17 protein-coding genes and 1 other annotated feature are annotated in these 14,892 nt (G+C 33.7%); of the genes, 14 read left to right on the top strand and 3 right to left on the bottom strand.

All coding sequences use genetic code 11. The features are described 5' to 3' along the window. Positions 1-4 precede the first annotated feature (4 nt). Positions 5-430 carry a Fe-S cluster assembly sulfur transfer protein SufU gene (gene sufU / locus K357_RS0101175; RefSeq protein WP_028257075.1) on the top strand — a complete coding sequence of 142 codons (426 nt, stop codon included), beginning with the start codon at positions 5-7 and terminating at the stop codon, positions 428-430. Positions 431-809: 379 nt separating this feature from the next. On the opposite strand, the gene K357_RS0101170 is transcribed toward sufU, so the two are convergent. Both K357_RS0101170 and K357_RS08505 read right to left on the bottom strand, forming a co-directional pair. Further along, entirely contained in the window at positions 810-1,034 is a 225-nt protein-coding gene (locus tag K357_RS0101170; RefSeq protein WP_028257074.1) for a (2Fe-2S)-binding protein, read from the bottom strand. Between the two features lie 220 nt (positions 1,035-1,254). Beyond that, entirely contained in the window at positions 1,255-1,524 is a 270-nt protein-coding gene (locus K357_RS08505; RefSeq protein WP_051211951.1) for a (2Fe-2S)-binding protein, read from the bottom strand. Between the two features lie 131 nt (positions 1,525-1,655). Between K357_RS08505 and msrB the strand changes: the two genes are divergently transcribed. Together msrB and K357_RS0101155 are read left to right on the top strand one after the other, a co-directional pair. Further along, the gene (msrB, locus tag K357_RS08500) at positions 1,656-2,642 is read left to right on the top strand and encodes a peptide-methionine (R)-S-oxide reductase MsrB (protein ID WP_071838021.1); all 987 of its coding nucleotides are present in this window, start codon (positions 1,656-1,658) and stop codon (positions 2,640-2,642) included. A gap of 4 nt (positions 2,643-2,646) precedes the next feature. Further along, positions 2,647-3,318, top strand: a complete 672-nt coding sequence (locus tag K357_RS0101155) for an HAD hydrolase-like protein (protein WP_028257073.1) — start codon at positions 2,647-2,649, stop codon at positions 3,316-3,318. Positions 3,319-3,346: 28 nt separating this feature from the next. Here the strand turns inward: K357_RS0101155 and K357_RS0101150 are convergent, their stop codons facing one another. Next, a complete protein-coding gene (locus K357_RS0101150; RefSeq protein WP_028257072.1) occupies positions 3,347-3,853 on the bottom strand; it encodes an S-adenosylmethionine decarboxylase family protein in 507 nt (168 codons plus the stop codon). A gap of 241 nt (positions 3,854-4,094) precedes the next feature. On the opposite strand from K357_RS0101150, the gene K357_RS0101145 reads away from it, so the two are divergent. From K357_RS0101145 to secG, 11 genes are all read left to right on the top strand, one after another. Continuing rightward, positions 4,095-4,592 carry a CtsR family transcriptional regulator gene (locus K357_RS0101145; protein WP_028257071.1) on the top strand — a complete coding sequence of 166 codons (498 nt, stop codon included), beginning with the start codon at positions 4,095-4,097 and terminating at the stop codon, positions 4,590-4,592. Positions 4,593-4,598: 6 nt separating this feature from the next. Continuing rightward, positions 4,599-5,981 carry a DNA repair protein RadA gene (gene radA / locus K357_RS0101140; protein ID WP_028257070.1) on the top strand — a complete coding sequence of 461 codons (1,383 nt, stop codon included), beginning with the start codon at positions 4,599-4,601 and terminating at the stop codon, positions 5,979-5,981. 42 nt (positions 5,982-6,023) lie between these two features. Then, a complete protein-coding gene (locus tag K357_RS0101135; protein WP_028257069.1) occupies positions 6,024-7,181 on the top strand; it encodes a PIN/TRAM domain-containing protein in 1,158 nt (385 codons plus the stop codon). A gap of 16 nt (positions 7,182-7,197) precedes the next feature. After that, positions 7,198-8,403, top strand: a complete 1,206-nt coding sequence (gene ispD, locus K357_RS0101130) for a 2-C-methyl-D-erythritol 4-phosphate cytidylyltransferase (RefSeq protein WP_028257068.1) — start codon at positions 7,198-7,200, stop codon at positions 8,401-8,403. An 18-nt stretch (positions 8,404-8,421) separates the two neighbouring features. Beyond that, positions 8,422-9,891, top strand: coding sequence for a glutamate--tRNA ligase (gene gltX, locus K357_RS0101125; protein WP_028257067.1), 1,470 nt, complete (start codon positions 8,422-8,424; stop codon positions 9,889-9,891). A gap of 368 nt (positions 9,892-10,259) precedes the next feature. Beyond that, positions 10,260-10,460 (top strand) — a binding site (T-box leader). A gap of 60 nt (positions 10,461-10,520) precedes the next feature. After that, complete coding sequence (gene cysS / locus K357_RS0101120; RefSeq protein ID WP_028257066.1) at positions 10,521-11,975, top strand: cysteine--tRNA ligase; 1,455 nt, start codon at positions 10,521-10,523, stop codon at positions 11,973-11,975. Then, positions 11,965-12,444 carry a Mini-ribonuclease 3 gene (locus K357_RS0101115; RefSeq protein ID WP_028257065.1) on the top strand — a complete coding sequence of 160 codons (480 nt, stop codon included), beginning with the start codon at positions 11,965-11,967 and terminating at the stop codon, positions 12,442-12,444. The genes cysS and K357_RS0101115 overlap by 11 nt, the downstream gene beginning before the upstream one ends. Positions 12,445-12,461: 17 nt before the next feature. Beyond that, positions 12,462-13,193 (top strand): 23S rRNA (guanosine(2251)-2'-O)-methyltransferase RlmB, encoded by a 732-nt coding sequence (rlmB, locus tag K357_RS0101110; protein ID WP_028257064.1) that lies wholly within the window; start codon positions 12,462-12,464, stop codon positions 13,191-13,193. Continuing rightward, on the top strand, positions 13,190-13,726 hold the full coding sequence (locus tag K357_RS0101105) for an NYN domain-containing protein (RefSeq protein ID WP_028257063.1): 537 nt from the start codon (positions 13,190-13,192) through the stop codon (positions 13,724-13,726). Before rlmB ends, K357_RS0101105 begins: the two co-directional genes overlap by 4 nt. 220 nt (positions 13,727-13,946) lie before the next feature. Next, positions 13,947-14,603: an RNA polymerase sporulation sigma factor SigH gene (sigH, locus tag K357_RS0101100; protein ID WP_028257062.1), complete on the top strand. Its 657-nt coding sequence runs from the start codon at positions 13,947-13,949 to the stop codon at positions 14,601-14,603. A 21-nt stretch (positions 14,604-14,624) separates the two neighbouring features. After that, on the top strand, positions 14,625-14,861 hold the full coding sequence (gene secG / locus K357_RS0101095) for a preprotein translocase subunit SecG (RefSeq protein ID WP_156004851.1): 237 nt from the start codon (positions 14,625-14,627) through the stop codon (positions 14,859-14,861). The last annotated feature ends 31 nt before the right edge of the window (positions 14,862-14,892 follow it).

Below are 14,892 nucleotides of genomic sequence, written 5' to 3'. Positions count from 1 at the left end.
CCATATGGAAATGGATCAATTATATACTGAACTAATTTTGGAACATAATCAAGATAAACGTAATAAGCATGAATTAAATGAATTTACCGTATCTGAACATGGCCATAATCCAAGTTGTGGTGATGATTTAACATTACAAGTGAAAATAGAAGATGGCATGATAAAAGATGCCGCTTATACAGGCTCTGGATGTGCTATTAGCCAAGCTTCTGCCTCTATGATGATTGATATTATCAAAGGTAAATCCGTAGAAGAAGCATTACGTTTAGTTGAGTTATTCTTAGGAATGATAAAAAAAGACGTAACTGATGATGAAAAATTAGAAGAATTAGAAGATGCAATCGCATTAAAAAATATTTCTAATATGCCAGCCAGGGTTAAATGTGCTGTACTTGCATGGCATACATTAAAAGAAGCATTGATAAAATAATAAGGGTATAAAGCATTATCAAAAAATGTGACTTTCATACAATAGAGAAAAGTTAAGGCTATTCGTTCGACTTTTCTCTATTTTTATAATATACATAAAAAAGATTCAAAATAATATGTACCATTCTCGCTGACTATCTAATAAACGGGAGATAGAAGATTATTTTCATTGGTATTTTATAACCATTAAGAATACGAATATCACTCCATGTATGTAATCAAATTGGCGAAATATAGTAATAGATTTCTATGAAATTATGATATGGATAAAAAATAGTACCTTTCTGTATTGATACAGAGAGGTACTATTTTTAGAGCAGTATATCATATATGATAAAATAAATTTTTACAGGTTTATTGCTTAATAAATAAAAATATAGTTATAATGCATCCATTTCTTTCAGCAAAGCAACAATTTTACTAGCACAATTTTTACCTTTGCAAGAACCCGTCATAGCACGTGTTTGTTCTTTAATTTGTGGAATTGATGTGCAACCATTATGAATGGCTTCTTTTAATGTTTTACGACTAATACTCCGACAAGTACAAACTTTTGTATACTTGTCTAAAATACTGTCTGGAATAGTTTGTGTTTCAAAATCCATTATAGTCTCCTATATTATATTAAATAAATACTTATTATTCTAATTTCCTTCCTTATTTCTATCATACAATTAAGTACATCTAGTATAGATAAGGTGGGTGATGTTTGTATAAGAAATTTCCCCTCACAAAGAGTAATCTATACGAAAACTAAAAAATCTAAAAATATACGATTGTAGATTAAATAATTAGAGTCTGCTTTCATATACATCTAAGAACTCACTATGGTGTATTATTTGAATCATATTCCTCACTGTCTTTTATTTGATAGGGAAGTACATTAGCTTCTTTTAGTAACGCTACAATCTTAGCGGCACAATATTTACCTTTACACATTCCTAACGTAGCACCAGTTTGTGATTGAATTTGTTTCATTGTACATGCGCCTTGATTGATAGCTTTTTTTATCGTATACGTAGTGATGCCACGACAAGTGCATATTTTAGTATGAGTATCTCTAAGACAGTAATTTATAGTTGTAGTAGATTTCATAATATTTCTTTCATATTTTTTATTATTTCTAAATTTATCTATATATAGTGTATCATAGTTATTACTTAGAGTCTATGCTAACCCAATTAAAACCAGTATAATAGTAACATCATATAAATTAGGAGGATACCATGAGTAGAATGAAAAAAATAGATACAGCAAATGATAATCGTATCATCTATTTAGCTGGAGGATGCTTTTGGGGTGTAGAAGCATATATACAACGTATATATGGTGTTATAGAAACCGAGGTTGGCTATGCAAATGGCATAACTAATCATCCTACGTATGAGGAAGTTTGCACAGATACAACGGGATTTGCAGAAACTGTAAAGGTAATCTATAACCCATCCCATATTAGTTTATATCGTTTATTACATTATTACTTTCGAATTATTGATCCCACTAGTATAAATCGACAAGGTAATGATATAGGAAGTCAATATAGAACAGGTATTTATTATATAGATCAAAAGGATGTTGATACAATTACAGCCATGTGTTCACATATAAGTTCTCTATATAAAGATCCTATTGTTGTCGAAGTGGCTCCCCTAGAAAACTTTTATAAGGCAGAAGACTATCATCAATCATACTTGGCAGCAAACCCTCATGGCTATTGCCATATTCCACAAACTATTATGAATGAACCATTGATTATCAAAGATGAATATACATGTCCTGATATAACTACACTGAAAGACACTTTACCTAATTGGTCCTATTATGTAACACAAGAAAATGGAACCGAACCACCATTTTCTAGTGAATATTATCAAAATATGTTACCAGGCATCTATGTAGATATTACAACAGGAGAACCTCTATTTTCTTCAAATGATAAATTTGATAGTCATTGTGGCTGGCCTAGTTTTTCTAAAAGCATTAGTAATGATGTAGTTATTTATTCACGTGATACATCACATAACATGGTTCGTACAGAAGTAAAAAGCAGAGTAGGTAATGCACATTTAGGTCATGTATTTGATGATGGTCCCTCTGAATTAGGTGGTAAACGATATTGTATTAATGGGGCTGCTTTACGATTTATTCCTTTGGATAAGTTAGAAGAAGAAGGCTATGGTTATTTATTACCTTTATTTACTAGTAAGGAGTAAGGACATGAAGTTAGTTGTATTTGATTTAGATGGCACATTAACTGATTCCGCAGAGGGCATAAAGAACTCTATAAAATCAGCTCTAGAAAGTGGAGATTTACCAATTCCTACTAATGACATTTTAAATTTATTTATTGGACCTCCTATTGTCGATTCATTTAAAGAGCATTGTCATATGGATGATACAGAAGCACATATATATTATCAAGCATTTAGAAAACGATATGTATCAATTGGAAAATTTGAAAATAAAGTGTATCAAGATATTCCTTATGTGTTATCTACCTTACGAAAGAAAAATTATATACTGGCTGTTGCAACGGCTAAGCCAGAAGAACAAGCCAGAGAAATATTAGAACATTTTCAATTAGCATCATATTTTCATGTGATTAAAGGTGCTAATTATAACACAGGTATTATTCGAAAAGATGGAATTTTGCATGCAGCATTAGAGGCCTCATATCAGTTATTACCATCTAATTCTAATTATACCGTTCAATATATGGTTGGTGATCGTATGTATGATATGCATGCAGCTAAAGAATACGACTGCAAAGGGATTGGTGTATTATATGGATATGGTACATTAGAAGAATTAAAAAAAGCAAATGCTACATATCTATGTGATACACCGTTAGATGTATTAGATGTTATTTTGGAAAATGATTACACCTAAAATAAAAAAAGACAGTAGATGAAATAATCTACTGTCTTTTTTTATTTTGCTTTGTAATGGCTTTAAATACTTTCGTACCGGTTGATTTTAATTTTGTCCCTGTTTGTTTAATTTGAATGCGTGTGCGATTAACTCGTCCTAATGCAGTCAATGTAGTACGACGACGAGGCTTCATATCTCGTTCTGAACCGAAATCAGCTCGACGAATGCTAGTAGCTTTTACTTTTTCTGCATGAAATGCACGTTTTAATTCTTTCATTAATAGCGTAGCAGGTACGGTGTTATTAAATTCATAAATATCTACTGCTACATACCCTAATTCTGGATAGGTATGAAGACAAACGTGAAAATGAGGTGCAATAGCAATCAATACAATTTCATCATCCATTACTTGACAACTTATTTCATCAATATGTTGATTAGCAACTTCCATAGCGGTAGCTAAGCTCTCTTGTAATAAAATAGGAGATGATACGGATTCGCCTAAACAGGCATAAAAATCAATCAATAAGTGCTGTCCTAATGCTTCTGACACGGATATATCATCCTTTCAAATAGATTTTATAACTATAATAATTGACATATCGTAACATACTTTAATTATATAAACTATATACATAGTATATTGGTACTCATTATCATACCATATATTGGGTAAAAGTAAAATATATAGTCTTAAGATTGTATAGAGTTGACATTTATTACTAAGTTACCTATACTTTAAGTATAAAAGACAAAAAGTCAAAAATAGTTTTTTCTAAGGTTAGGTGATAGATATGAGTATTTTGGCAGATAAAATTGAACAATTTATACTCGATAAAATAACAGAAGATCCTGAACAAAATATATTACGACGCAATGAATTGGCTGATAAATTAGAATGTGCTCCTTCACAGATTAGTTATGTATTGAGCACTCGATTTTCTAATGAAAAAGGATTTATTGTAGAATCAAGACGTGGCTTAGGAGGGTATATTCGTATTACTCGTATTCCTATTGAACTTGACAAAAACCTTCCTGCACCTATGAATAACCAGGAAGTGTATCAACAAGATTTACAAACACAATTATACCAGGAACGACTTATTGAAATAGATGATATTGATAAAGAATTATATACATTGATACAATCAAAAGGTATGACGCATCGAGAAGCAATGCTTATGCATGACGCATTTACTAGTCTTATTGAAACAACGCGTTCTGATCGAAGAAATCAAGCAGTACGTGCATTATACAAAACAATGCTTTCTACTTTACAGGAGGTTGTGTAAGGCCATATGGCAAAATTAGGAAAGAAAAAGACTGTATTCTTTTGTAATGAATGTGGTGCAGAAAGTCCTAAATGGATGGGGCGATGCCCACAATGTGGACAGTGGAATACACTAGTGGAAGAAGTAATGTATGATACGCCACTAAAAAATCAAAAAAATTCTACTGTAAGCGAATCTAATAATAAACCTACACCGATCAATACAATTGAAGTAACGGATATAAAACGTATTTCAACAACGCTCATAGAAGTAGATCGCGTACTAGGTGGTGGCATTGTACCAGGCTCACTTATATTACTCGGAGGAGATCCAGGTATTGGAAAATCTACTTTATTATTACAAGTGTCTGCACATATAGCCTCCACGAAAGGTATTGTTCTATATGCTTCTGGAGAGGAGTCGCAGCTACAATTAAAGGTACGTGCTGAGCGGCTAGGAATTAATAATACTACGTTACATGTATTAGCGGATATTAATTTAGACTATATTTTATCACAAGCACTAGTGGTGCACCCAGCCTGCATTATTATTGACTCTATTCAAACTATGTTTTGCGATACCATTGATGCAGCACCTGGAAGCGTTAGCCAAGTGCGCGAATGCACCGCACGATTACTACGATTTGCTAAGGAAGAGAATATACCTATTATCATCATTGGTCATGTAACCAAAGATGGTAATATTGCAGGGCCACGCATGTTAGAACATATGGTGGATGTAGTTCTTTATTTTGAAGGCGAGCGCTCTTATCAATTTAGAATTTTACGGTCTATAAAAAATCGTTTTGGGTCTACCTCTGAAACAGGTATTTTTGCCATGAAAGAATCAGGTCTTGAAGAACTAAAAGATCCATCCATTTCTTTATTAGCCGAACGATCTGACGAAGAAAATGGCTCTGCAGTTATGATCTATTTAGAGGGTCTTAGGCCTTTATTAGTAGAGGTACAAAGTTTAGTAGTAGCTACTGCATTTGGAATGCCTCGTCGCACTTCTATCGGCTATGATTTAAATCGTCTCATTGTACTACTAGCTGTATTAGAAAAACGGTGTGGCTGTACACTCAGTAATAAAGACGTATATGTCAATGTTATTGGCGGTCTTAAAGTAAATGAACCTGCCTGTGATTTGTCAATTGCTGTTGCTATCGTATCCAATTTAAAAAATCGTTCAGTTCCATCAGATATGATTATTTTAGGTGAAGTTGGACTAACTGGTAATGTAAGAAGTATTCCTCGCATTGAACAACGCATAGGGGAAGCAAAAAAATTAGGATTTAAACGATTCATTATACCAAATGGTAATATGGCGCAAGTAACAGATACTTCTGGCATTGCCATTCGTGGCGTAAAAACGATTCAAGAAGCAATGCACTTAGTATTTACTTCGTAGAGTATAATATAAAATATAGTATCCATGAAAGGGGGTGAGGTTATGTTATTCAACTTATTACGATATGTAATTGCCATTTTAATTGGCATTATGGGATTTATGGTTGTTGATAGTGTTATGCCTATGTTATCACCTATAATTGCTATGAAATTTTTAAATTTTGGCATTTTAGGCGTTTCCGCTGTTAAAATTATCGCTATCCTATTAGGCGGTGTTATTGGGGGTATTATCGGCTATATAGTATCAGCTTCTATTTTATTACAAGGCTTACATATATCGAAAATACTAGAACGAATCTTATCACGTATTCCTAGTAAAGACCTTATTGCCGGCGCCATTGGATTATTATTTGGACTTATTATTGCTAACTTAATTGGTGTCGCTTTTTATCGCGTTCCATTTGTAGGACCTTATATACCTATAGTGCTAAGTGCTATTTTAGGATATTTAGGTGTAAAATTAATGGTACAAAAAGGGCCAACTCTATATTCAACATGGATTGAAAACAAAAATGCCCACAAAACAAGAGAACTTACAGTAACAGATGAATTACTGAAAGGTAGTGCCAAAAAACGATTTACTGCACAAACAGTAGCAAAATTAATAGATACATCTGTTATCATTGATGGACGCATTAAAGAATTATGTAAGACTGGATTTATAGAAGGTCCATTAGTAATTCCTGTATTTGTTTTAGAAGAGTTACAACTGATTGCTGATTCTTCAGATTCTCTAAAGCGCACAAGAGGACGTCGTGGGTTAGATATGCTTCGAGAAATGCAGGAATTAAATATCATAGATATTATAATTATTAATGATGATTATCCAGAAATTCAGGAAGTAGATACCAAATTAATGCGTCTTGCCTTGGATAAACACTTAAAATTATTGACAACGGATTTTAACTTGAATAAAGTTGCTAGTCTACAAGGGATACACGTATTAAATCTAAATGAACTAGCTAATGCAATGAAATCAAGCTTAGTATCTGGTGAATGGATTCGCGTTGATATTATTAAGGCTGGGAAAGAAGATAATCAAGGTATTGCTTATTTAGATGACGGAACTATGATTGTCATTGAAGATGGTGGTCCCTATATTCACCAGAGCATCGATGTAATGGTAACCTCTATTTTACAGACTAATGCGGGAAAAATGATATTTGCTCGTGTTGATGGACAAAAAGATAGTAATAATTAAAATATGAAGGATAATTATGATAAGTTGTATTCTATTAGCGGCAGGGTCAGCCCGCCGTATGAAAGCAAAAGAGAATAAAGTGTTTCTTTCCTTGGGGCCTTTATCAGTATTACAATGGGACTTATTTCATCTGTTAGATGTAGATGATATAGCACAAGTAATTATTGTCGGGGCTACTCATGAGTTAGATCGGTTAAAACGTGAGTCACATAATTTTCAAAATTATGTAACGCATACATTGCATCGAAAAGTTCCTTACATAATAGAGTATGTTGCAGGCGGAACGGAACGTCAAGATTCAGTACGAGCAGGACTTTCTAAAGTAATGGATACTACTGATATCGTTCTTGTCCATGATGGTGCCAGACCAGTTGCAAAGACAAAATTATTTAATGATGTTGCTATATCTGCCAGACAATATGGTGCTGCTGTAGCAGCTATTCCTGCTATTGATACAATTAAACGGATCGATGAAAAAGGATTTATACAAGAAACATTAAATCGAAACGAATTATATCATATGCAAACACCACAAGGATTTAAAAAAGATCTGTTTAAAAAAGCTCATCGAAATGCCAAAATACATAACTATATAGGAACAGATGACGTATCATTAATTGAATTATTAGGAGCACCTGTTAAAGTCATTACAGGTGATTACCGTAATGTTAAATTAACGACTCCCAATGATATCCCTGTTATAAAAAGTCATTTAGGTATTTTTGAAAGTGAGAAAAACTCTATGATGCGAGTTGGATTCGGCTATGACATACATCGTTTAAAAAAAGGTCGTCCCTGTATATTGGGAGGCGTTTTGATTGATTCTCCAATAGGACCAGACGGTCATTCTGATGCTGATGTTCTTATCCATGCATTAATGGATGCTTTATTAGGTGCTGCTGGTTTACGTGATATTGGTTATTATTTCCCACCCAATGATGAAATCTTTAAAGATATTTCTAGTATGAAACTACTAAAAAAAGTAATTTCTTTATTGAAAGAACATAGCTTTCAAGCTTATAATATAGATATTATGGTAATTGCAGAAGCGCCAAAGTTGAAACCACATATTGAGGCCATGAAACTGAATATACACACTATAATGAATATTCCAGTAGATCGAATCAGTATCAAAGCAACTACCAATGAGCAACTTGGTGCTATTGGTCGTCATGAAGGAATTGCTGCGCAAGCAGTAGTTTCTATTTACGAAATAAAATAACAAGGAGAGATTATTATAATGAGTACAATGAAAGTTCGTTTTGCTCCCAGCCCTACAGGCCCTTTTCATATCGGAGGAGCTCGTTCTGCCTTATTTAACTGGCTTTTAGCTAGAAAAGAACAAGGTACTTTCCTCGTCCGCATCGAAGATACAGATTTAGCACGTTCCAGTAAAGAAAGTGAAGAAAATATTAAAGCTGCTTTGCGTTGGCTAGGAATGGATTGGGATGAAGGAATTGACGTAGGGGGTGATGCTGGACCTTATCGTCAAACAGAACGATTAGATATCTACAAAAACGTTGTAGACCGTTTACTAGCTGAAGGAAAAGCATATTATTGTTACTGTACACAAGAAGAATTAGATGCAGAACGTACTAAACAAATGAACAAGGGGGAAACTCCTAAATATAATGGTCATTGTCATCAATTAACAGAAGAACAAATTGAAACGTATAAAAAAGAAGGCCGTAAACCTACTATTCGCTTACGAGTACCATTAAATGAAACTTATGTTGTAGAGGATATGGTACGTGGTAACGTATCCTTTGAATCTAATGGCATTGGAGATTTTGTCATTGTAAAATCAGATGGCATGCCTGTATATAATTTTGCCGTTGTAGTAGATGACCATACAATGGGAATCACACATGTTATTCGTGCAGAAGAACACTTGTCAAATACACCACGTCAAATTGCTATCTATAAAGCATTAGGCTGGTCTATACCTAAATTTGGACATATTTCATTAATTTTAGGAAAAGATTATAAAAAAATGTCTAAACGTCATGGTGCAACCTCAGTAGACCAGTATCGTCAATTAGGATATTTACCAGATGCACTCATAAATTTTTTAGCACTATTAGGATGGTCACCAGAAGGCGAACAAGAGTTATTCACCAAAGATGAATTGATACAGGCTTTTTCTATGGATCATGTAGCCAAAAATCCTGCTGTATTCGATATTGATAAATTAAACTGGATTAACTTTAACTATATGAAAAAACTCACTAATAGCGAATTATTAGAATTATGCTTGCCACATTTACAACAAGCTGGCTATGCGCCTAGTACACTCACAGAAGAACAACGAGACTGGTTTACAATGTTATGTGCTACTGTACGTGATCATATTAGTTTTGGTGCACAAATTGTCGAACACGTCGCTCTTTTCTTTACTAATACAGTAACACTTGAAAAAGAGCACAAAGATGAGTTACTAGCTGTACTAGCAGAAGAAAGTGCCAATACAGTATTAACTAGTTTTCATGATAAATTATCCGCTATGGAAATTCTATCACCAGATGAAGTTAAAGCAGCTATTAAAGCGGTTATGAAAGAAACAAAACTAAAAGGTAAATTTGTATTTATGCCAATTCGTGTTGCATTAACTGGACAAATGCATGGGCCTGATCTAAATAATATCATCACATTACTCGGTAAAGACACATGTCTAAATCGCTTAACTCATGTTAGCGATTTATTAAACTAGCAATAGGTATCTATAAAAATAGTACATCTTACATATAAGGTGTACTATTTTTATTTGTGTAGATATGGTTCATGATTGTATACACTATTGATTTTTCTCTATAGAAACGAATCATGGGAAAAATTCTCTCTAGTCTATAAAATGAATACAACACCTAATGCATTTATACAAGTCTACAGCTTCTCTAAAATGACGAAAACAATTAGGATCATTTAGTAAAAAAGAGCTTTCTATGACATATACAGTAACTAAGTATTTAGGTTTATATAGACATAGCAATCAACATACACCGCCAATGAATCTACATAAAAGTGAAATAATTTGACAACTCATATCTATCAATATATAATTATTGTATATTGATAAACATAAAGGCTATGATTGAAAGAAGTACTTTAAAACTAACGTCTGAGCGAGAACTGATGGTGAGAGGGTTTGCGGATAGATAAAGGAAATGCCTTCAGGAGCTGACATTCCGATATGTAGGATTGTACGGTATCGTCCGTTATGCGTTTGAGTGATTGTGTACTACAATTAACAGAGTGGAACCGCGGGCCATCGTCTCTGTATGAGATGATAGGTCTTTTTTTATGTATAGATACGTTAAGAAATTGGAGGCATCGGTAACGATGAGAGATATTACTGTATTTAATACCATGACAAGAAGTAAAGAATTATTTAAACCTGTTCATGAGGGAGAAGCAAAAATTTATGTCTGTGGTGTAACACCTTATAACCACCCTCACATTGGTAATGCTCGCCCCTTTGTTACATGGGATGTGATTAGAAGATATTTAACGCATGTAGGCTATAAAGTTACATTGGTACAAAATTTTACCGATATTGATGACAAAATTATTAATACATCGAATGGGGAAGGCGTAGCTTGGAGTGTAATTGCCAATCGTTATATTGATAGTTATTTTGATGTAATGGATGCACTTCATGTAAAACGAGCTGACATATATCCACGTGTATCAGAACATATGGAAGATATTATTACTATGATTAGATCATTAATTGATAATGGCTATGCCTATGAACTAGATGGTGATGTATATTACAGTGTAGAAAAATTTGAAAACTACGGAAATTTATCTGGTCGCACATTGGAAGATATGCAAGCTGGTGCCCGTATTGACGTTGATGATAGAAAACATAATCCTATGGATTTTTCGCTTTGGAAAAGTGCTAAGCCTGGCGAGCCCTCTTGGACAAGTCCTTGGGGCGAAGGACGACCTGGCTGGCATATTGAATGTTCTGCTATGAGTAAAAAATACTTAGGTGAAGAATTTGATTTCCATGGTGGTGGTAGTGACCTTATTTTCCCACATCATGAAAATGAAATTGCTCAATCAGAAGGCTGTTCTCATCATCATCCATCAGTTCGTTATTGGTTACATAATGGATTTATTACAATTAATCAGGAAAAAATGAGTAAATCCTTAAATAATTTTTTCCTAGTTAAAGATATATTAGAACAATATACACCCGATGTATTACGATATTTCTTATTAAGCACCCATTATAGAAGTCCTTTAGATTTCAGTGATGAACGACTAGACGAAGCTATTAAATCCTTAGAACGATTTACTACGGCTATTGAAAATGTACTGTATCTAGAATCTTGCCCTGAAGGACCATGTGCTGAAGAAGCAGCTACATTGTTAGATAAAGCTAACGATTATAAAGAGGAATTTGAAAAAGCTATGTGCGATGACTTTAATACAGCACTTGCCAGTTCTTCTATGTTTGGCTTAGCCAAAGAAATTAATATTTATTACCAAATTGTACAAAGCAGTAACGGAACTGTATGTAAAGAAACATTAGCTACTGTAAAAGAAATTTTTAAATTCATGACAGATATCATTGGTATCTTATCATCTGCATGGAATGGATCTGAAAACAGTAATGGTGCTAAAGAATATGATGAACTAATGAATGTTATCTTGCATATACGCCAAACATGTAGAGAGAAAAAACAATGGGAGTTAGCCGATACAATTCGCGATAGCTTGTCAGATATAGGCATTACTATTGAAGATTCTCCACAAGGAGCACGGTGGAAAAAACGTGAAATTTAAACAGTATCAATTTTTACGGCAAGAAGCAATTAAACGCCTAAAAGCAAAAGAAATACGTAGTGCGTATGAAAAAATATCACTCCCTATTGATATAGCTAAAACTGTAGATCCTATTATGTTAGCCTATATTGGCGATGCAGTATATTCCATGTATGTACGAGTAGAATTATGTAGCATTTCTATTAGCAAAGTACAAATTTTACATGCATTAGTTACTGATTTTATTAATGCCAAAGCACAAGCTACATCATTTGCGACTATTTCTAATTTATTAAACGAATCTGAAGCACTCATAGCTAGACGTGCTAGGAATAGTCATGTTAATGTACCCAAGAGCAGTAGCGTTCAAGAGTATAGAGCTAGTACTGCGTTTGAGGCTATATTAGGTTTTCTATACATTACAAAACAAAAAGAACGGCTCAATTCATTCATGGATACAGCATTTTCCATTACATTAGAAACGCTGTAGTTAGAGAGGAGATAGGTGTGGACAATTATATTGTAGGAAAAAATGCTATACGAGAAGCATTGCGTGCCAATCGTTCTATACAACGTATATTAATTGATGACAGCAAAGATTCTTCTGCTTTTAGAGATATACTAGGCTTAGCTAGAGAACAAGGTGTGGAAATTAGAACAATTAAAGCTAAACACCTTCAAAAATATGCTGATACTATCCCCCATCAAGGAATTGTGGCGCTCGTTAGTAGTATCAAATTTCAAGATTTAGGCGATATATTACAGCGTTTCTCTAAAAGTACAGCACCACTACTAATTTTGACAGATGGTATTGAAGATCCTCACAATATGGGAGCTATTATTCGTACAGCTGAATGTGTTGGTGCCACAGCGGTACTAATTCCTAAGCGACATAATGCACCTATCAATGCTACGGTTGCCAAAACATCGGCTGGTGCCATTGAATCTATCCCTCTCATACAAGTAGGCAATGTGGTACAAACCATTACCATGTTAAAAAAGCAAGGCTTTTGGGTGATGGGGGCTCATATGGATGGAGATAAAACTTTATATGAAGCCGATATGACAGTACCTACTGTACTAGTTATAGGTAATGAGGGAAAAGGAATTAGTCGTCTTGTTAAAGAATCCTGTGATTTTCTAATTAGAATTCCCATGAATGGTGTTATTAACTCTCTAAATGCATCAGTGGCTGCTGCAGTTCTCATGTATGAAGCGTTGCGCCAGAGGTTAGTATGAATAAGGATATTTTAATTATAGATGGATATAATGTCATTTTTTCCTGGATAGACTTACAATCACTAGCCAATGAATCATTGGAGCATGCACGTCTACAATTACGTGATATATTACTAAATTATGGAAAGTATAAAGGTTACTTTATCATATTAGTGTACGACGGACAATATGCTCATACAATGCCTAAAGAAGAATATATTACAGATGATTTTATTGAAGTATATACTTCACCGGGATTAACAGCAGACTCGTATATTGAAAAGAAAGTATTTGATGAAAAAGGGCAATATAAACATATTTATGTAGTAACCTCAGACGGAGCTGAACAAACGCAAATCTTAGGTTCCGGAGGATTACGTATTCCTGCTCACGAATTATGGAGAATGGTTCAACTTTCAAAAGAAGAAGAACGGAACCATTATAAAAATGACCATACAAGAGATGCTATACAAATCAAACGTAATGAACTAGGGTCTTTACTAGATACTTCCATATCAGAAAAATTAGAAAAAATACGTCGTGGATTAAAATAATCTATTGCAGTTTGATTTTTATGATGTGTATCTATCATTATTGGTTACTCTTTTTTAGATACGAATCATATGTTGCAGAATACGCTATATATTTCATAGCACCTTATCTATACAGATACTTCGTAGAGATATTTTTATGTATTTGATAGAAAGTTGCAGAATTAATAACTATCAAGTATAATGGTATGTATATTTGTTTTATTAATAGGACAAGGATACTATGGATACGATACATAAGGAAACATCTGACTATAGGACTATGACAGATGAAACTCTTATTAAACTTGCACAAACAAAAGATGATGACTCTGCTATTGATTTCATTGTAAACAAGTATAAAAATTTTGTTCGTGCTAAAGCAAGATCCTATTTTCTGATGGGAGCTGATTATGAAGATATTATTCAAGAAGGAATGATTGGATTGTATAAAGCTATCCGCGACTTTAAGCCAGAAAAACAAGCTTCATTCCATGGTTTTGCTGAAATCTGTATTGTTAGACAAATGATTACAGCTGTTAAGGCTGCCACTAGACAAAAACACATGCCGCTTAACTCATATGTATCTTTAAACAAGCCTATCTATACAGAGGAATCTGAACGAACCTTGATGGATATGCTTTCAGAAAGGGCGATTACTGATCCAGAAGAATTGTTAATTAGTCAAGAACAGTTCAAAGATACTGAATTAATGATGGGAAAAATGTTAAGCAACCTAGAATGGGAAGTCTTATTAGCATATTTAGATGGTAAACCTTACCAAACCATCGCTGAAGAAACAGGTCGTAGTATAAAATCAATCGATAATGCATTACAACGTGTAAAACGTAAATTAGATAAGTATTTAGAAGAGCGCTTAGCTAAAGAACAGAATGTATAGTAATTAAGAAGGGTGATTATTGTGAGAACATTTTTAATGGTAGTCGAAGTAATTGTATCTATTCTATTAATTTTATCAGTAATTTTTCAATCTTCTAAAACAGCAGGAATGGGAAGTGGTGTTTCTGGTGCCGCTGACCAATCATTTGGTGGAAGAGAAACTGGATTAGATGGCTTTTTATCAAAGTGTACGATTATATTAGGCATTATTTTTGCGGTCTTAAGTCTTATACTTGGTGCCTATCTTAATCAATATTAATCAAAAAGCCTGCTATGCAGGCTTTTTTCTA

This window comes from Veillonella montpellierensis DSM 17217 (assembly GCF_000426745.1).
Taxonomy (GTDB): Bacteria; Bacillota; Negativicutes; order Veillonellales; family Veillonellaceae; genus Veillonella; species Veillonella montpellierensis.
The sequence above is the reverse complement of the archived record's forward strand: the minus strand, read 5'-3'. Positions and strand labels throughout refer to the sequence as shown.

What these genes read in the sequence shown, in the direction of transcription:
- K357_RS0101135 (WP_028257069.1), top strand. Translation starts at nt 6,024, where the DNA reads ATGTTATTCAACTTATTACGATATGTAATTGCCATTTTAATTGGCATT.
- cysS (WP_028257066.1), top strand. Translation starts at nt 10,521, where the DNA reads ATGAGAGATATTACTGTATTTAATACCATGACAAGAAGTAAAGAATTA.
- sufU (WP_028257075.1), top strand. Translation starts at nt 5, where the DNA reads ATGGAAATGGATCAATTATATACTGAACTAATTTTGGAACATAATCAA.
- ispD (WP_028257068.1), top strand. Translation starts at nt 7,198, where the DNA reads ATGATAAGTTGTATTCTATTAGCGGCAGGGTCAGCCCGCCGTATGAAA.
- K357_RS08505 (WP_051211951.1), bottom strand. Translation starts at nt 1,524, where the DNA reads ATGAAATCTACTACAACTATAAATTACTGTCTTAGAGATACTCATACT.
- radA (WP_028257070.1), top strand. Translation starts at nt 4,599, where the DNA reads ATGGCAAAATTAGGAAAGAAAAAGACTGTATTCTTTTGTAATGAATGT.
- K357_RS0101105 (WP_028257063.1), top strand. Translation starts at nt 13,190, where the DNA reads ATGAATAAGGATATTTTAATTATAGATGGATATAATGTCATTTTTTCC.
- sigH (WP_028257062.1), top strand. Translation starts at nt 13,947, where the DNA reads ATGGATACGATACATAAGGAAACATCTGACTATAGGACTATGACAGAT.
- gltX (WP_028257067.1), top strand. Translation starts at nt 8,422, where the DNA reads ATGAGTACAATGAAAGTTCGTTTTGCTCCCAGCCCTACAGGCCCTTTT.
- K357_RS0101145 (WP_028257071.1), top strand. Translation starts at nt 4,095, where the DNA reads ATGAGTATTTTGGCAGATAAAATTGAACAATTTATACTCGATAAAATA.
- K357_RS0101170 (WP_028257074.1), bottom strand. Translation starts at nt 1,034, where the DNA reads ATGGATTTTGAAACACAAACTATTCCAGACAGTATTTTAGACAAGTAT.
- K357_RS0101155 (WP_028257073.1), top strand. Translation starts at nt 2,647, where the DNA reads ATGAAGTTAGTTGTATTTGATTTAGATGGCACATTAACTGATTCCGCA.
- msrB (WP_071838021.1), top strand. Translation starts at nt 1,656, where the DNA reads ATGAGTAGAATGAAAAAAATAGATACAGCAAATGATAATCGTATCATC.